Annotated in this window: 13 protein-coding genes; 7 read left to right on the top strand and 6 right to left on the bottom strand. The window is 46.5% G+C overall.

Annotated elements, in window-relative coordinates; translation table 11 throughout:
* Nucleotides 1–2: 2 nt before the first annotated feature.
* Nucleotides 3–1,226 (top strand): ABC transporter permease, encoded by a 1,224-nt coding sequence (locus ACN6NF_RS20015; RefSeq protein WP_474319262.1) that lies wholly within the window; start codon nt 3–5, stop codon nt 1,224–1,226.
* 122 nt (nt 1,227–1,348) lie between these two features.
* Here ACN6NF_RS20015 and ACN6NF_RS20010 read toward each other — a convergent pair whose 3' ends face one another.
* A complete protein-coding gene (locus tag ACN6NF_RS20010; RefSeq protein ID WP_013372853.1) occupies nt 1,349–1,465 on the bottom strand; it encodes a hypothetical protein in 117 nt (38 codons plus the stop codon).
* 206 nt (nt 1,466–1,671) lie between these two features.
* Here ACN6NF_RS20010 and ACN6NF_RS20005 point away from each other — a divergent pair, with 206 nt between their 5' ends.
* Nucleotides 1,672–2,949, top strand: a complete 1,278-nt coding sequence (locus ACN6NF_RS20005; protein WP_474319402.1) for an ATP-binding protein — start codon at nt 1,672–1,674, stop codon at nt 2,947–2,949.
* A 100-nt stretch (nt 2,950–3,049) separates the two neighbouring features.
* Here ACN6NF_RS20005 and ACN6NF_RS20000 read toward each other — a convergent pair whose 3' ends face one another.
* Entirely contained in the window at nt 3,050–4,348 is a 1,299-nt protein-coding gene (locus tag ACN6NF_RS20000; RefSeq protein ID WP_474319261.1) for an aminotransferase class I/II-fold pyridoxal phosphate-dependent enzyme, read from the bottom strand.
* Between the two features lie 180 nt (nt 4,349–4,528).
* Here ACN6NF_RS20000 and ACN6NF_RS19995 point away from each other — a divergent pair, with 180 nt between their 5' ends.
* Complete coding sequence (locus ACN6NF_RS19995) at nt 4,529–5,314, top strand: helix-turn-helix domain-containing protein (RefSeq protein ID WP_474319259.1); 786 nt, start codon at nt 4,529–4,531, stop codon at nt 5,312–5,314.
* 138 nt (nt 5,315–5,452) lie between these two features.
* Here ACN6NF_RS19995 and asd read toward each other — a convergent pair whose 3' ends face one another.
* Nucleotides 5,453–6,250 carry an archaetidylserine decarboxylase gene (gene asd / locus ACN6NF_RS19990; protein WP_016820056.1) on the bottom strand — a complete coding sequence of 266 codons (798 nt, stop codon included), beginning with the start codon at nt 6,248–6,250 and terminating at the stop codon, nt 5,453–5,455.
* An 88-nt stretch (nt 6,251–6,338) separates the two neighbouring features.
* Complete coding sequence (locus tag ACN6NF_RS19985; RefSeq protein ID WP_474319258.1) at nt 6,339–7,466, bottom strand: YheC/YheD family endospore coat-associated protein; 1,128 nt, start codon at nt 7,464–7,466, stop codon at nt 6,339–6,341.
* Nucleotides 7,467–7,672: 206 nt separating this feature from the next.
* Between ACN6NF_RS19985 and ACN6NF_RS19980 the strand changes: the two genes are divergently transcribed.
* Together ACN6NF_RS19980 and ACN6NF_RS19975 are read left to right on the top strand one after the other, a co-directional pair.
* The gene (locus ACN6NF_RS19980; RefSeq protein WP_474319401.1) at nt 7,673–8,836 is read left to right on the top strand and encodes a glycosyltransferase family 4 protein; all 1,164 of its coding nucleotides are present in this window, start codon (nt 7,673–7,675) and stop codon (nt 8,834–8,836) included.
* Nucleotides 8,837–8,881: 45 nt separating this feature from the next.
* Complete coding sequence (locus ACN6NF_RS19975; protein ID WP_474319257.1) at nt 8,882–9,730, top strand: WIAG-tail domain; 849 nt, start codon at nt 8,882–8,884, stop codon at nt 9,728–9,730.
* A 141-nt stretch (nt 9,731–9,871) separates the two neighbouring features.
* Here ACN6NF_RS19975 and ACN6NF_RS19970 read toward each other — a convergent pair whose 3' ends face one another.
* Complete coding sequence (locus ACN6NF_RS19970; RefSeq protein ID WP_474319256.1) at nt 9,872–11,881, bottom strand: serine hydrolase; 2,010 nt, start codon at nt 11,879–11,881, stop codon at nt 9,872–9,874.
* A gap of 283 nt (nt 11,882–12,164) precedes the next feature.
* Here ACN6NF_RS19970 and ACN6NF_RS19965 point away from each other — a divergent pair, with 283 nt between their 5' ends.
* Nucleotides 12,165–12,755: a sensor domain-containing protein gene (locus ACN6NF_RS19965; protein WP_474319255.1), complete on the top strand. Its 591-nt coding sequence runs from the start codon at nt 12,165–12,167 to the stop codon at nt 12,753–12,755.
* A 4-nt stretch (nt 12,756–12,759) separates the two neighbouring features.
* Entirely contained in the window at nt 12,760–14,550 is a 1,791-nt protein-coding gene (locus ACN6NF_RS19960) for a response regulator (RefSeq protein ID WP_474319254.1), read from the top strand.
* A 164-nt stretch (nt 14,551–14,714) separates the two neighbouring features.
* Here ACN6NF_RS19960 and ACN6NF_RS19955 read toward each other — a convergent pair whose 3' ends face one another.
* Nucleotides 14,715–16,493: a M4 family metallopeptidase gene (locus ACN6NF_RS19955; RefSeq protein WP_474319253.1), complete on the bottom strand. Its 1,779-nt coding sequence runs from the start codon at nt 16,491–16,493 to the stop codon at nt 14,715–14,717.
* Nucleotides 16,494–17,011 lie beyond the last annotated feature (518 nt).

Here is a 17,011-nt window from a genome sequence, read left to right as displayed (position 1 = left end):
GCATGGATTTGCAACGTTTGCATAAAGAGAGACGTCTAGCGTTCTGGGGACAGGTGCTGCCTTATTTGGGCTATGTCATTCAGAGCGGCCTGGCGGTGGTCTTCGGCTTTGCGCTGATTGCTTTTGCCGCATGGTACACGTCGCTGCTGATGCATATTCCGCCGGATTTGCCCATCCGCTGGATCATGCTTATTGTAGCTATTCCAATTGCGCATGCGAGCTTTCGAACGTATTTGAATGCCGCAGATATTGTCTTCCTTCGTCCCCAGGAGCACGCGATGCCACAGTATTTTAAAGCCAGTCGGATTCGAGGCGTGGTATATAAAATATTTGGTTTGTTGCTGCTGTCCATTATTTTGTGGCCGCTGTATATCCGCAGTGATGCTGCGCCTAAGCCGCTGCTACTGACTCTGCTGCTGTTCGTGCTGCTGAAGGTGTTATTTAGCTACGGCGGCTGGCAGGAGCTTCGCATGGTATCGGTTGGCGCGAGTGTAGGCTATCGACTACTGCGGTGGGTGCTGGCTGTGCTGATGATAGCCGCATGGCTATGGCAGCCCCCGCTACACAGCTTGCCGTTTATCGTATTGGTTGGCGTGGTGTACATGCTTGTTCTGCGTTTGCCGGTCAAGCTGCTAGTGGCTTGGGAAAAACTGATCCGCACAGAGGCTATGCAGGCTGCCCGCGTGATGCGTACGTTGGGCTGGTTTGTCGATGTGCCTGCCCTTACACAGAGAGTGACGCCGCGCCGCTGGCTGTCCTGGCTGGGTGGCAACATACCTTGGAACAGGAGGGGAGCGTATCGTTACCTGCTGTTTAAGACGTTCTTGCGTACAGAGCCAGCAGGCATTGTCATTCGGCTAGGTATTCTGGGTCTGTTAATTATATATATCACCCATGCTAGCTGGATTGGTATTGCCGTATATTTGTTTTTTATATTCCTCATAGGTGTTCAGATTACATCATTAAGACAGTATCACAAGGATTCGTTGTGGCTTCAGCTATATCCGATTCCTGCACATAGTCGCCGTGCGTCTTTTCTTGACTTTGTTGTTCGGTTGACGTTGCCGGCTGCGGTGGTGCTGTGGCTTCCTTTTCTGGCAAAAGGAACGGAGGATTTACTGTCTACATTGCTCACGTTGGTTGGAGGAGTCCTTGTTGTGTTCCTGCTCCGGGGTACTCAAGCCAAAAAATGGCGTTTGGACGGACAGGATGAGGAAGAAGTGTGATCCATATCTGTGTCAATAAAGTAAAGGCTAATTCGCAAGCAGCAAAAGCTGAGCTGCCTGAGGATTAGCCTTTTTTGTACATTCACTGCTTATGGTAGTCGTGGGTGCAGATATCGGTCTGCTTAAACGAAGATCGTTTTGCTGATGATAACTAACAAAATGAACAGTACCAAAATTGTTCCTGTGCTTGTGAATGCGCCGTAACCACCGTAACCGCCTCTTGTTTCTTCTGCTCCCATGCTCATTCTCCTCTCGGTCATTGTGATAAAGGATACATCGTATCTTATGAAGTGGGTTTCCGGATTGCGTGGGCCAATGTTCTGGTGTGTTGCCGAATCGCCCTATATTTTTCATCAGATGCAGGAGATGAGAGAGGAAAAGGTACGTATTATCGAGAATAGAAGAAGTATGTAATCATTATCACTTGGAAAGTGGGAAAGACGAGATGCTGGTAGATAAGCTGCTCGTGAACATATTTCTTGTGTTTGTACCGTTACTCGTATATAGCGCTTTGTCGGATCATCGGCATAGGAAGCATACCCCGCTGCTTATGGGAGGGGTGCTGGGTGTTTCTTCTGTGCTTTGTCTTATGTTTTCGTACATTTGGTACGGATTATATTGGGATCTTCGGTATGTTCCTTTGATTCTCTCTGTTTTATATTTTGGTCCCAAGGCAGGTCTAATGAATGTGACGCTAATGGTAATGGCGCGTATGTATGTAGGCCCAGAGTCTATGGTGGTGGGGCTTCCGAGCATGATGTTGTGTTATTTGGGACCTCTCTTGGTAAGAAAAAAATTTATGAGGCTCAAAAGCATGTTGCTTCGAGTGGGCATGAATATGGTAATGAGTATATGGATCACTGGAGTTATGCTGATTTTTCTTTTAATACATTCTTGGATCAATGGCAGACTGGATGAGGATGAGATTGAGCTGATTCGCTCAATACTCTGGTTCGGTGTGATTCAATTCCTAAGTATTGGAGCCTCTTCTTTCTGGATGGAGTTTAGTTTGGAGCGGGAAGAAATGAGAAGAAAAATTAAATATGCCGAGCGTCTGAATACGTTGGGTGAACTGGCAGCCTCTATGGCTCATGAAGTACGGAATCCTTTAACCGTCGTAAAAGGGTTCCTGCAAATGGTTCAGTCAGGATTAGAAGGGAAAAATCGCAGATATGTTGCTTTGGCACTGGCAGAGGTGGATCGGGCTGAAAGAATTATTAGCGATTATCTGAACTTATCCAGACCGCAGATTGGGAACACAGAACGAATGGATCTGTCTGGCATGGTTCAGCAGATCGTTTTGCTTCTGAAGCCAATGGCGACCAAGCAAGGCGTAAGGCTGTATACAGAGCTAAAGAATGAAATTTACGTACATACAGATCGTAACCAGCTGTTACAGGCGTTAATACATGTGACGAAAAATGCGATTGAAGCTGCGGAAGATGGAGGCAGTGTATACATAAAGCTGGCGATTCAGGAAGAGCAGGCATGTCTGAGTATCAGGGATACTGGAAAAGGCATGAGCCAGGAGCATCTCGAACGAGTGGGTACTTTGTTTTTTTCAACCAAAGAGGTAGGAACAGGACTGGGAACGGTCGTTTCCTTTCGAATTATTGAAGCGATGAACGGAAGTATACGCTATGAAAGTGAGCCCGGAGTCGGAACGGAGGTCGTCATCCTGCTGCCACTGGCACAGGAATCTCTGCTTGCTGCGGAAGGGTAATTGTTGGACGTGTGATAGGCAATAGTCAGCCGACCCAAAAAGCGGTATGCCCTAATATCCGGCATACCGCTAGTTATCTATATATTTAGCTTGATATAAATTAGGCGTTCAACAAATCTTGTGCGCCACGATACACAATGTCATACAGGTCTTCCAGATACTCTTCTTCGATACATGAGAACGCGATACGGAGATCGTATTCACCCAGTGCAATCGTGCCGACTCCATATTGTTCTAGCAAATGTGTACGCAGTCGTTCAGCAGACAAGCCGTTCAGCTTGAGACACATAAAATAGCCTGAATTGAAAGGATAGTAGCTCCATACATCTCCGTATTTTCCGCTATCGAGCAACGCTTTTACTTTATTAGCCCGCCCCTTCATAATTTGGAACTTTTCATTTTTCTGTTGTTCAAAATCGGCTGATTTGAGAGCATCCAGTACGAAGGTTTGAGATGGGTGAGGACCGCTCGAAATCGTTGCCCGGATAATCCCTAGTGTTTTTTGTTCCAGTGCGCTCAGTACATCCTGATGCTCCGAAGCAAAGGTAATAAATCCGACACGGAAGCCCCAAACGAATTCTTCTTTGGTAGCTCCGTCAATTTTGACTGGTAAAATTCTCGGATGAAGCCCGGCTAGCTGACCGAATAGTGATTCATGCAGAGAGTCCTCGAAGAACAGGCCAAAATAAGCGTCATCTGTCACAACTACGACATTGATGCCTGCTTCCGCCGCTTCCTGAATGGCAGCGACAATTGCTTTACCCTCTTCAAGGCCCGGTGTGTAGCCTGTCGGGTTGTTTGGGAAGTTCAGTACAACGATCGCTTTACCGTATTCTTTCTGCGCCAGTAGCGCCTCGCGTAATCCCTCACTATTAAAACGGTGATCCTCTGTAAACAACGGGAAATTCACCAAACGTCCATGGCGGCGAATACCGAAAGTCAGTTCATAGTTCTCCCAGTTTTTATCTGGATAAATGACAGCATCTCCTTCATCCGTAAACAGGTCGGCAACGATGCTCAAACCGTGGGTCAGCGCGTTCGTAACTACAGGAAGGCCGTAGCCTTTTCCAGCCAGTGAAGGATTTTCTTTCAGCATTTTGTCACGCCATACGCTACGAAGTTCAGGCTTGCCCGCAGGGGGAGCGTAAGGATACAAATCCTTGGGACTGTAAGCGGACAGCTTCTCCTGAATAACCTCCAAATGCATAGGACCATTGCCTTCAGTAGCAATCCCGATCGTAGCATTATACTTTTTGGCAAGTTTCCCTGCCTCAGCGGATTGACTCAAAATCCCTTCTTTTGGAAAATAAATCTCTTTACCTAAAAGAGAAAGCATTTGATATACATGCTCGTTGCCTGTCTGAATGTTTTGATTTAACTGCGCTGCCAGTGGATTCATTCCCGTTTCATCCTTCCAAGTCATTTTGATTACATATTATAGCATTACACACGGTAAGCGTCACGCACAAGCATTAGGGGGCATAAGAATGTATTTTTTGCTTAATCGTGGTGCTGCGCTTATATTATAAAATAACGGGATAACAGGACAACCAGAGATGAACCAAGGGAGGTGCAGATTTTGTTGGATACATCTGCGTCATCGTTTATCTTGCTGCCGGCCTTTGCCAAAATTGTGTGCGAGCCGGGCTGGAAATGGCAGGTACGCGAAAAGCCGATGCCAAACTATGATTTATTTTATGTATGGAGTGGAGAAGGAACGGTTGTATTAAACGGGGAATCCTATCCGGTGAGCAAGGGCAGCTGCTTTCTGTTCAAACCGGGAGACGATACCCGTGCCACACATAATCCGCAAAAGCCGCTCATACTTACTTATATTCATTTTGATCTCACCGAACAACCCAAGCAAATTCCAGCCAGCTACCGTATGCTGGAGGAAACGTTCGAGGTGGAGCATATGCTTGCCAGATATGTGCGTCTGCGCCTGGAGCGTGCTTATGGGGCTGATGAGGAGGGCCAGCTGATCCTGAAGCAACTGATGATTCATCTGCTGCGTGCAGACCGGAGGGAACCGCAGGAGCAACAGGCCAGTAACCAGCTCACCGAGGTCATCCGAGAAACGGCCAACTACGTGCGCCAGCATCCGGGACTTCCTCATCGAGTCGAGGATTTGGCAGCACGTGCAGGGCTGTCACCGCGTTATTTTTCGATAAAATTCAAGGAGCTGCTAGGTGTTTCCGTGCAATCTCATATTATCAGCATGCGGATTGAGCGCGCACAGCATCTGTTGCTACATGCCGGAATGAATGTAACTGAGGTGGCGGAGGCTTTGGGGTACCGCGACATCTTTTTTTTCAGCCGCCAATTCAAGCAGTATACAGGAAAAAGTCCGTCTGAGATTCGATAAGCTATTAGCGCATGACGAATATAAAAGATAAATCAAAAAGGACCGGAGCAGTTACGCTGGGTCCTTTTTCATTTGAGCATTTGAATCATTCGATCCCAATGCTCAAAGTACAGCTGTTTTTTTGTTGCAATCCTTCATTTATGCCTTAGGATCGTGTCGAAAGCTACCAAGACGTTGTCCCATTTTCACCACATCCCCCAGCTTCAATGCGGGGTCGGGCTCAAATGTGCCGTTTTCAGTTAGCAAAACGACGGTTGAGCCAAATTCAAAATAGGCGAGATCGTCACCTTTTGTCCATGAAGTCGCTTGTTCATCCGTATATTTGATGCTGCTCACATTCATTGCGCCAACCTTGACGACTGCCACCTCACCATATTCGTGGGCCATGTACGTAATCTGTCGTTCATTGCGGCTAAGAACTCCCCTCATATGTTGCAAACCAAAGTCATTCACTGGGTATACTTTGCCGCGCAGATGCTCCTTTTCTACCAGTGTACCGGATACCGGTGCATGAATGCGATGGTAATCTGTCGGGCTGAGATAGAGCACAAAAGCATAGCCGTGTGTGTACTTCTCAAGACGCGGAGAGCGGTTAAGAAGCTCTTCCAGCGTATAGTCTTGCCCCTTGACATTCAAAAGAGTGCCAGACGTAATTGGGCCGGTAAACGTAATCCGTGCATCCACCGGACTGGTCATCACCTCGGCGTTCGTATCAATCGGGCGCATGCCCGCTTTTAATTTGCGTGTAAAATAGGCGTTCAGGGAGCGGTATTCTTTCCAATCCTGTTCCGCCTCATGCGTCTGGATCTGGTACGTACGTATAAAGGTGGGGATAAAAAGTCGGCTTGCACCGCTTTGCGCGAAGGAGCCCACAATCCGGCACACCCACTTGCGCGATGATAGCTCCGTCATAAGCCGCAGCCACTGTTTTGCCATTACAGATCCCCCTTGTTCATTTCCGAGCCGTCTTGGCCGGAACCTGTCCGGCCGCTCTGAACTATATTGACACAGAATGTGACGTAAATCAATACAGGGGACGGCCTGGTGAACGTTCGGTGCCTGACGAAGACATTCGTTCGAGAAGCCAACGAGCGTAAGCCATCGGCTGAGCGTATGTTTCTTTCCAGACATTACTCATGCCTGCCTGGCTAAAGCCATAGCGCTGATCACGACCGTTGCACTCGATAAAAATAATCTTGCCTTCATGGGTAATTCCCAGATCCAGTCCGACATCGGCGAGACGGGGCAGGTGTAGTGCCAATCGGTGAACGATTTGCAATGAGAGTCTCTCTAGCTCATTCATCAGCCGGGGTATGTTTGAGGTTTGCACCGTCTCTGTTCGTGATAACACCTCTGGTAGGGAACGGGCCGTACCGCCCTGGGCTACATTGGAGACGAAAGTGTGGGATGGAGCAATTTTGGCAAACATGCCTGTCACGCCCCAGATACCTCCATATCCGCGCTGAACGGTCACACGGATATCAAATGGACGATTGTCGCACAAAGCAAGCGGAATGGTTTCCTGAACGATATGAGGCACATGCATCAGTCGCTTATGCAGAAATAAAGGGAGTTCTCCGACATTTAACCGTAGTGTGGACCAACGTTCAGGTATCGTTGGATGAGCACATTGCAATGTCCAGCTTCCGCCGGAATGCCTCAGCCGCATAATACCTCTACCCACGCTACCGCTGCTAGGTTTAATTACAACATCCCCGGTTTGCTCCATCAAGGTACGGATGGAGGACGAGTTGCCTTGCAATGTTTTGGGCAGGTGGGGGTGTAGCAGAGGATCTTCCTGTAGAATTGCATGTATATGGTCTTTGCCGAAACGGTTTTGTTCATTAAAAATATAGAATCCCTTGTGTACCAGCCTGTTGATATCGCGGGCATTTTCATTTTGCCGATAGAGAGTGCGATTGTGGATGACTGGCGGCAACGGAAGAGTCATCTGCCGATACTCGTTGCCGTTTTTAACAAAAGCCCGGCATGTTCCGGTCGATATATGAATATCTTCCAGACGAAGAAAGCAGGGGATCAGCTCGTAGCTTAACCCGGCCTCCTCGTAATTGGCGATAGATTCATAACGCGTCCTCATGACGGGAATGCCCCGGTAAGTTGCCGGGTTGAGCATGACGCCGACATGCAACATGAGTATGTCCGCCCTCCTTATCGTCAATCCAACTGACCATATTGTGATTCTAGTCCATCATATGTATCAAAGATCGGCCAGGCATGGACGCTAGCCTTGCGATATGCCCAAAGTCATAAGGCAAGCACCTTTCAGAGCAAGAAACGATATGATACAAGATGAGTGTTGAAGGGTGAGGGAATAAGGTGAGGAAAGTAGGTGAGGTGATGCAAAAGCTGAAGGTAGCAGTCATTACACCGGGCTCTTTTGTTATACCTTCGCCCCGCAGCAGTTCAGTGGAGCGGGTAATTGCTCGTATGGTACCGCTGGCTAGCCATAAGCTTCAGGCACAGATCTATGGCATAAAAGGGGCAGAAACACCGGATCACGGCGATATTGACGGAATTCCTTGTATGCGCTATACGCGGGGAGCAGGTTATATTCCCGAGGTAATCGCTAATTTGAAGAGATGGTCACCTGCGGCTATAGATGTACACAACCGTCCCGCAGTTGCGCATGCCATTCGCGAGGCTTTGCCCGATAGCAAAATTGTGCTGACTTTGCATTCCACCACGTTCATTCGGGAGCCTCACCTCAAACGGAAGGACATGGGTAGGCTGCTGTTGCCAATGGATCGTATTATTGTGAACAGTGCGTATTTGGGGGCAATCGTGGCCTCTGACAGTCCCGATGCGGTGAGAAAACGCATCGTCATCAACAAGCTGGGTATTCATCCGGGTGATTTCCTGCCACGGTGGACTCCTGCAGCAGAAGCGATCAGGTCGGCACGATTGGACGATTTCGGCTGGTCAGACCGCCGAATCGTGTTATATGCAGGCAGACTGAAGCCAGGGAAGGGAGTTCATCGGCTGCTGAAGGCACTACGGCGTATCGTCTATACTTGTCCGGACATGCTGCTGCTCATAGCAGGCAGTGCCTATTACGGTCACGACCGTCACACACCGTACACAGCAGCATTACATCGGCAGATACGCAAACTAAGGTTGGAGAGGCATGTGCACTTCCTGGGCTATGTGCCGCATCCGGCATTGGCCTCGTTATACCAGTTAGCTGATGTGGTAGCTGTTCCTTCGATAGAGGATGAGGCCTTCGGGCTGGTCAATCTGGAAGCTATGGCTGCAGGAGTGCCTGTGGTTGCATCACGAGTCGGTGGTATTCCAGAAGTTGTGCAACACGGCAAGACAGGCTGGCTTGTTTATCCGTCACGCGGTGAGCAGGAAATGGCCGACGCCATCATCAGGTTGCTCCAGCAGCCCGGCTTACGGCAACGGATGGGAGAAGCCGGACTAGACGAGGTGCGGAGGCGATTTTTATGGCAGCATTCCGCCCAACGCTGGACTCAAATCATAACAGACTGCGCAACGGAGTGACGTGATCGCGGTTACGTGCATAGGCTATCTCATAGGCATTAGGCCATGATTCCCACCTGGGTGAATGAAGCGGAGCGACCGCTGGTTCACTCCTGTGTCAAAGGAGCGGTCATCATGAACCATCGCACGAACCATAGCCCTAAGGATAAAAAAATAGCACGGCGTAATCTTTCTAATACAGTCCCCTCTCCCCGTGTAAATAAGGAGAAAACGGCTTCGCCTGCTGGTAGTCACAGACCCACTCGGCGTGGAACGGCAAGTGTACCAGTCCCCGTAGAGAAGAATACCTCGGTTCAAACTGTAGAGGAAGCGGCATGGAAAAAGCATAAGCTTCCCAAAACGCTGGAAGAAGCGATGCAGATGAATCGAGCATCTGTGCTGCTGTTGTCTGTGCCTGACTCAGATACCGAATACGGCACGGAACACGACATGGCATCTATGAAGACGGAAGGTCAGACCGAGCAAGATTCGTTATTGGATTGTTCCATAACCAGTATTCACATTGCGGAAGGAAGACAGCGCCCAAAGCAGCGAATGCGCCTGCCCGAGCAAGATACCAATCTAGCTTTTCATACTGAAAAAGAATTAGGTCGGAATGCCATTCAAGATGGCTTAGCGATCGATGACGGGACTACTGACAGTGAAGTGATTTCAACTCAATTTGGCAGCATTTCCTTTTATCTTCCTACCCAAGCGGTTACAAGCGAAGTGAACATTGTGTTTGAGAAGCCTTTTATAGACACACAATATGCCATCACCGCCAATGCGAGCGTACCGGGAGTGATCGTATCTGTTACCCAGCGACAGAGGTATTCGGCAGTGCTTACAGTAGAACGCAGACAATCGGGTCCGACATGTGAGGGATGGATTCATTGGATTGCGATGGGACACTAGTCAAAGGCCAGAATGTAAGTTGCAAATCAACTTCATAATGAAAAAAGGCGTCCCATAATGGGACGCCTTATACATAAGGGTGGAGGCGGCAACGCGGTGGAGAAGTTAGAAGGGACGTCAGATAATTGGTGAAGGCATTTTTTATTTCTGTTTAATAGGCAAAGCATGATAGCCAAAAGCCAAATCGAGCAAGGCGCTCGCTTCTTGACGCAGCAATAAGTTCTTTGGACGGAAGGTAAAGGAGCCATCAGTATTGATGATGGTATCCGGATCTACGATTCCCTGTGAGGCAAGGGCTTGAATGGACTGGACCGCCCAGGCATCTGCAGCGTCGAGCAATTTCACCTGAGTGGCTTGGTCAGGTTGAATCTGCTTCAAGTTTTGAATCATGGTTGCTGCGACTTGTCTGGTAATCGGAGTTGCGCGATCATATTTTGGTATGCCTACTTTGAGTTGCTTCTTGATTTTTTCGATTTCGTCTGGGAAAATATAACCTCCATGTGCGAGCAACAAGGCGTCAGCAAATTCCCCTTGTGTCATCGTGCCCTTCGGGTTAAATAGATTACCTGTTTTAGCATTCATGATGTTTAAAGCATGAAGATTGTCTATATGGCTTCTATAGTTACTCTTTTGCGGGACATCTGCAAAAGACGGTTTGAGATTGATTTTCTGAGATTGAGCTACAACCCCTAGACCTTTAGGGCTGGTGTAATAAAAATACGCGATTTCTCCAGCTTTGTTTTTCTGGAAAGCGAGCTTGTTTCCTTCTGCATCTTCAAACAACAATGGGTGAATCATTTTGAGTACTTGCTTTCCCGCAGTTTCATCTTCCATGACCAACGCCCCATTCTCATAGGAAAAGTGGGTACGAATCGCGAATACACGTGTATTTTGATACAGACCCACGTATTTTTGCGCTTCTTTTTCCGCTAACTGGTGGTACGTTGGTTTCTTCACAGTGATAGTTTGAGGGAAATAATGATCCATGAACGCATCGTACACATCTAGACTCATCATGGAATCATTATTGTAGGACATGAAAAATGCGGTTTTTTGTTCAGGCACCAAAACCATCAACGAAGAATGTCCCGGCATGTTTCCGCCTTTTAATACCACATGTTGACCGTTGGCAAAGTCGTTGAAATATGTCTCAAATCCAACTGTCGCAATAGGAATCGTCTTATCTGCGAAAACTTGGTAGGCATGCATCATATCCATGCTTTTTTTACTTACGATTTGTTTACCTCCAAACTTTCCATTCTGTAGCTGCATAATCATGTACTTTGACATGTCTTCTCCAGTAGACAAAATGCTTCCTTGTGGTCCATCAGTTGGAGCGTGCCCATAGGTTGGATGAGGATCGCCAGTGGGACTGTAATGTGTAGCCATTCTCTTGAGAAGGTCAGGCGTAAAGCGCACACTGGTAGATTTCATGCCTAATGGTTTAAAAATATTCTTTTCCATATATCGTGAGAAAGGCATGCCCGTAACATTCTCTACTGCATATCCTGCGAGTAAAAATGAGAAGTTGTCATACGTATAAGCTTCACCGGGCGACCGTACCACTGTCGGCATATGTTTAGGAATAAACTCCTTCATCGATATATTTTGATTAACGTATTCGGGTCCAGTTATCGTGGTGATATCGGGATAATCTACGCCGCTGGTATAGGTCAACATATCAAATAAGGTGAGGGCTTTTCCTGTTTTATTGGGTATTTTCAACCCACCGAGATACCGTTGTACATCTTGATCTAGCTTAAGCTTTCCTTTATCGACTTGTTGCATCACGGCCAAGGCGGTAAAAGTTTTCGAAACCGAAGCAATTTGGAAGACCGTGTCCTTATTGACCGGAATCTTCTTTTCTTTATCTGCATAACCGTATCCTTTATTAACGACGACTTTTCCATCATGGACGACGACAAAACTTGAACCGTTCACATTGTACTTCTTCATTTTTTCCACGAATAATGGATCAGCAAAAGATTCTACTTCTTTTGCATTATTGGGAGCTTTCGTCATTTGAATATTGGCCGTGGATGTCGATGGTTTTAATTCTCCAACTTCTAATGATTGTTGGGAACAAGCAGAGATCATGCTGGTAGAAATGAGTAGCAGTGCGAGGCTTGCTTTATTTATTGCTTTTTTCATTTTCGAACTCTCCTTTTTTTGATTGCGATGTTCTTGTCAGCACACCGAGTTGTCGACTCACCCGTGTATGAACCGAGTGTAGCAAGCGGCAAGTCATAGTAGCTAGTGACCTTTCGTCTTCTAATGCATGACATCAAAAATAGAGCGTAGTACGGCTTGTTTTATAGTCATGACCTACAAATCATGACACTTTGACACTACTGTATGTGACAGATAATAAGTTAGATTCGAAGGGCGATTCATAACGTATTAGCAAAGAAAAGAAAGAGTAGGAGAGATTCAAATGACGAAAGAATCAGCTCGAAAAAGGTTGCAAGATTTCTACTTTTTGTTGTTTACCTTCGGATCTGGACTGTTTTATTTTTGCTTCTATTTGGCCAGCATTACATTTGCGTTGGCGATGACGGTTATCTTCGTGGGTATTCCCTTGTTGGCGTGTGTGTTGCGAACAACTCACACATTTGTCCAATATGAACGCATTCAGACGAAGGTTTATACGGATATATCGATAGAGCCAATCCTGACAAGGACAAAAGGTGGGAGGGATAAATGGATGAAAGCGAGAGAAGCAATTCTTAATAGTAGCAATTGGAGGGCCGTTTTTTGGCTTATGCAGAAATTTTTTATTGGGGTGATTAGTCTCATATGTGCCGTTATATTGTACATAGTTCCGCTCGTATTTATCGTTACACCGATACTTTTTCAATATATTGAGCTATACTTATTGGGATTCGCTGTGGATTCATGGGAAAAGGCTATATGTGTCATGCTCGCTGGGTGTATTCTCGTCTGGATCAATACTCGCATTGGAAACAGCCTAGTTCAAATTGTTGGAATGTACACGCGTTACATGTTCAAAGCTATTAAGGGGTGATAATTTGTTTACAACCTGGAAACAATGGCTCTGGTATGACTGGTTATTGCTTTGTATACGTTTTGTCATCTGGTTCTCATTGATGATAACTACGATCCAACACCAGGACCATTTAACTGTGCCCCTTTGGATCATCATTCTTTGGGAAGTCGCCTCATTTTCAGTACCTTGGATTTGTTTAATGTTCAGTTATCGCTACTATCTGTTTACTGAGATGGTTTTGTTTGGCGGAGTCTGCTTTTACTTAACCTTGCTATTTCCGGGGGCGTATCTTGCATTTTTAATGCCAACTTTTATGATCGCGGCAAATAGTGCTCATAAATCATTCCGTTGGTCGGGTTCTATCACAATTGTTTTGTTTCCGTTGCTCATTGCAATGTTTTCCCCAGGAACAGATCTATGGGCGATTATCCCACAAATTGGTCTGGCTTTTGCGATGGGATTTTCCTTTCACTTACTCGTTTCTAATTACCGCCAAAATGAAATTATTCGCAATCAGAAGCTTGTGCTGGAACAGTACCTATCTCAGATTGAGCGGATTACTTTGTTAGAGGAGCGCGATAGGCTTTCCAAAGATTTGCATGATACAATGGGGCATTCCTATACCTCGATCATTATGGGGTTGGAAATATTGCGTACGGAATTAGCGACAAAAGATGGAGAGCAAAAAATCGATTCATTATTGCAATTGGCCCGTAACAGTATGGAGGAAGTGAGAGCCTATTTGCATCAAATAGATTCACCACAAGAATCACTTCCCTTGACTGTTACTTTGCAACAATTAGCAGAGGAGTTCCAGAAACATGCACAAGTAAATGTACGCACTCGAATAATAGGGGAAGAGTACATAGTCTCCAAACAAGCGAAAATGACGTTCTATCGGAGCTTGCAGGAATCGCTGACTAATGCCGTGCGCCATGGACAATCCACTGAAATCATTGTGTCACTGCATTTTGAGCCGCAACAAACGAGATTGGATGTGCAGGATAATGGCGACGGAGTGGAGGAGTGGAAGGATGGCTTCGGATTAACTGCAATGAAAGAACGTGCGACACAGTTACAAGGAAGAGTCACTGTATACTCCGAAAAAGGCGAAGGGACGTTCATTTCATGTGTGTTACCCAGACTGGTACAATTGTCCGATGAACGAATCCGCTTGTGTATCGTCGACGATCATTCGTTTATTCGAGACAGTCTCCATACAATCTTGGACGGGCAGGAGGACTTACAGGTAGTAGGGGTGGCTGAAGATGGAGAACAAGCTGTGGAATTGTGCAGAAGCCTGAAGCCAGATTTAATACTAATGGATTTGGAGATGCCCAATCAGGATGGGATTCGTGCAACCAAAATAATCAAGGAAACATGGCCTGACACTCGTGTCCTCATCTTGTCAACGTTTCAGGATACAGAGAGGGCGAAGGAAATCATGCGAAGCGGTGCTGACGGGTATTTGCTGAAATCCATAGAGTCGCGTGAACTGGCTGAAACGATTCGCCTCGTCTATCGGGGAGGCACGATAATTGACCAAGATTTGTTCCATAGAATGTGGGATGAAAATGATAAAGAAGAGTCAGTCGAATCGAGGTCAGATGGAAAAGAGTATGGCTTAACGAAACGCGAACTAGAGATTTTGAATCTTTTGTCTCAAGGAAACCGTTATAAAACAATTTCTTCGAAACTTTATTTATCAAACGGCACAGTAAGAAATTACGCCTCCACTCTCTATGACAAGCTGGGAGTCAACAATCGAGAAGAAGCCGTGCAAAAAGCAAGAGACACAGGATTACTTTTGTAAGAGAAAAGGACGCCCCCTCAAAGGGGCGCCATAAATAAGGGGGGAAGGGGTGCAGACTTGTACACTGCACCCCTATTTTTCGTCCATGGTAGGGCAGAGCCAAATGACAGTGCCTAACGGCAAAGGTCTACGGACGAGAATATGAGGAGGATAATGTATATGGTTTAGTTTACACCTACAGCGTCAAAAGACTTGGCAGCTGCAGTTGCTTCTGCTGAGTTCGCCCCGTACAGATCATTTGCGGCTTGGATCACAGCAGCACGTGCGTTGGAGAAGTCGGAAGAAGAAGTCAGGTAGTTCGTAAAGGCGCTGTAATAAATTTGTACTGCAGCATCGCGGCCAATTCCATTTACAGTGACGCCATGGAAAGTACCACCTTGTGCCAACAAGTAGTAGGCTTTATTGATAATACCGCTGTTTGTATGAACGCCGCCGTTATCGGAGCTGCCTCTGTACAGGTTGGAATAGTGATCTGGTTGATCGTACAGGGTAGGATTGGACATTGAGCGAAGAGCATCGCCTGCAATGTTTGGCGTATAAATATCGTCGCCTACAAGCCAGTTTTTGCGCTGAATGTCATTACCGATAACGTCCGAGAAAGCCTCATTCAATGCGCCGGACTCTCCGTAATATTCCAAATTCGAAGTATACTCTGTGACACCGTGCGTAAGTTCATGCCCTACTACATCGGGGTCCCCGCTGAAGGCGATAAATGTGCTACCGTCTCCATCTCCATACGTCATTTGAGAGCCGTTCCAGAAGGCGTTGTTGTAGCGGCTGCCGTAATGGACCGTCGAACGAAGTTGCAGACCACGTCCGTCAATACTGTTGCGTCCGAATTTAGATTTATAGTAATCATAGGTTTTGGCAGCATACGCATGGGCATCCACACCAGCTGGATCATTCCATACATTATCAGCATCTGTCAACAGGGTACCTGGGATGCTTTGACGGTTGGAGGCCGTGTAAGTCACGATACCGTTACCGCGTGTTGTATCCTTTAACTGGTAGCTACTACCGGAAGCGGTAGTGGTGAACGATTTGGAATCACCAAGCACACCTTTACCTGTGCCTGTCGCTTCATTAATGATGTCATACTGGAATACGATGCTGCCATCATTGGCATCAATAATGTAGCGGGTACGCAGTGGGGCAGGTTCTAAAACATTAACTTCTGTCACATAAACCAGCAGCAGGTCATCCCCCTTAGGGTAGTAGTAGAGCTCTGCTTTAGGATCTACTTCAGGCTGCAGATTAGCGATTTTGGCAATGGAACTTTTTTCTGCCTCCACTGCTTCAATTTTGCTATCTTTCAGGACAGATGCCTTATCGAGACTCAGCTCGTCCTTATCAACAGAAAGCGTTTTTCCGTTGTTAGCTGCTTCGGCGTAAGTATCTTTACTTACACTGCTTGGCTCCTCAGCGTCTTTAGAAATAGTATCGTCGGAGGTAGGGAGGGCTTCAATCCGTGCAGCTGCTTCTTTATATGCGGTGTAGACCGCTTCAGAAGCGCTGATTTTTGGAGTTGTACCTTGCGTAGCTTCTGCCTGCTGATCCTCATTAATCACTGCTCCTAAGTAAGAGGTGACTTCACCAGATTTGCCCACATGAATAGTTTGCTCAGCTCCATATACGGGAATCCCGTTTACATACTGCTTCAGTCGATAATGGCTTACACCCGACTTGTCGCTTGTGCGATCAACGATTCGGAATTGTTCACGTACACTGGAGCTGTCCACACCCAGCAACGATTTCTTTTGTCGATTCAAATAGCTCCATACAATGTCGTCCCCTGATACCGAGGAAGGGGCTTTCCATTGCTCGGCGTGGAAGGTCGGTGTAAGCTGTGCTGGTCCCGAAACGGAACTCTCCGCAGATGCACCAGACGCCACAGACCCTAATAACATAGCTCCTCCAAGAAGCGAAAACCATACTTTTTTCATAAAAATTCACTCTCCTCGATTAATGTCAGGATAAATCATCCTGCTTTGAATAAGGCATTACGCCATTTATGTAGGTCGTGTTGTCGTCTGGAATAGAAGAATGGAACATGAAGAGAAATACCGAAGTGTTTTTCATGAAGCGTACGTGAAAAGAGGGTACTGCATTTGAAGCAAATAGCCTAAAAAGGTAACAAACTCCTCCCTTCCTGTCGTATAAAAAGATAGTGGAATAATAGCGGATAATGGAAAAAAGTTGCCTTATGCAAAAAAAACAAAAGTTGATTTTTCGAACTCCCATCATCTGGCTCTGATATTAGCACAGAGAATGACGGACGAGAAGATCTATGTAACAAATTTATCCAAAATGATTCTTTAGACCCTAAAAACCAATTTATTTAATATGAATAATATGTTTTGTAAAATAAAGTCGAAAATTGCTGTGTCGAAAAGACTCCACGCTCGCCGTTACACACGGCTTTTGGACCGCATAGGTTATGTTGAACTGTCCTAATCATGCT

This window comes from Paenibacillus sp. TSM33 (genome assembly GCF_056099025.1).
The sequence above is the reverse complement of the archived record's forward strand: the minus strand, read 5'-3'. Positions and strand labels throughout refer to the sequence as shown.

What these genes read in the sequence shown, in the direction of transcription:
- ACN6NF_RS20015 (WP_474319262.1), top strand. Translation starts at nt 3, where the DNA reads ATGGATTTGCAACGTTTGCATAAAGAGAGACGTCTAGCGTTCTGGGGA.
- ACN6NF_RS20010 (WP_013372853.1), bottom strand. Translation starts at nt 1,465, where the DNA reads ATGGGAGCAGAAGAAACAAGAGGCGGTTACGGTGGTTACGGCGCATTC.
- ACN6NF_RS20005 (WP_474319402.1), top strand. Translation starts at nt 1,672, where the DNA reads ATGCTGGTAGATAAGCTGCTCGTGAACATATTTCTTGTGTTTGTACCG.
- ACN6NF_RS20000 (WP_474319261.1), bottom strand. Translation starts at nt 4,348, where the DNA reads ATGAATCCACTGGCAGCGCAGTTAAATCAAAACATTCAGACAGGCAAC.
- asd (WP_016820056.1), bottom strand. Translation starts at nt 6,250, where the DNA reads ATGGCAAAACAGTGGCTGCGGCTTATGACGGAGCTATCATCGCGCAAG.
- ACN6NF_RS19985 (WP_474319258.1), bottom strand. Translation starts at nt 7,466, where the DNA reads ATGTTGCATGTCGGCGTCATGCTCAACCCGGCAACTTACCGGGGCATT.
- ACN6NF_RS19980 (WP_474319401.1), top strand. Translation starts at nt 7,673, where the DNA reads ATGCAAAAGCTGAAGGTAGCAGTCATTACACCGGGCTCTTTTGTTATA.
- ACN6NF_RS19975 (WP_474319257.1), top strand. Translation starts at nt 8,882, where the DNA reads ATGATTCCCACCTGGGTGAATGAAGCGGAGCGACCGCTGGTTCACTCC.
- ACN6NF_RS19970 (WP_474319256.1), bottom strand. Translation starts at nt 11,881, where the DNA reads ATGAAAAAAGCAATAAATAAAGCAAGCCTCGCACTGCTACTCATTTCT.
- ACN6NF_RS19965 (WP_474319255.1), top strand. Translation starts at nt 12,165, where the DNA reads ATGACGAAAGAATCAGCTCGAAAAAGGTTGCAAGATTTCTACTTTTTG.
- ACN6NF_RS19955 (WP_474319253.1), bottom strand. Translation starts at nt 16,493, where the DNA reads ATGAAAAAAGTATGGTTTTCGCTTCTTGGAGGAGCTATGTTATTAGGG.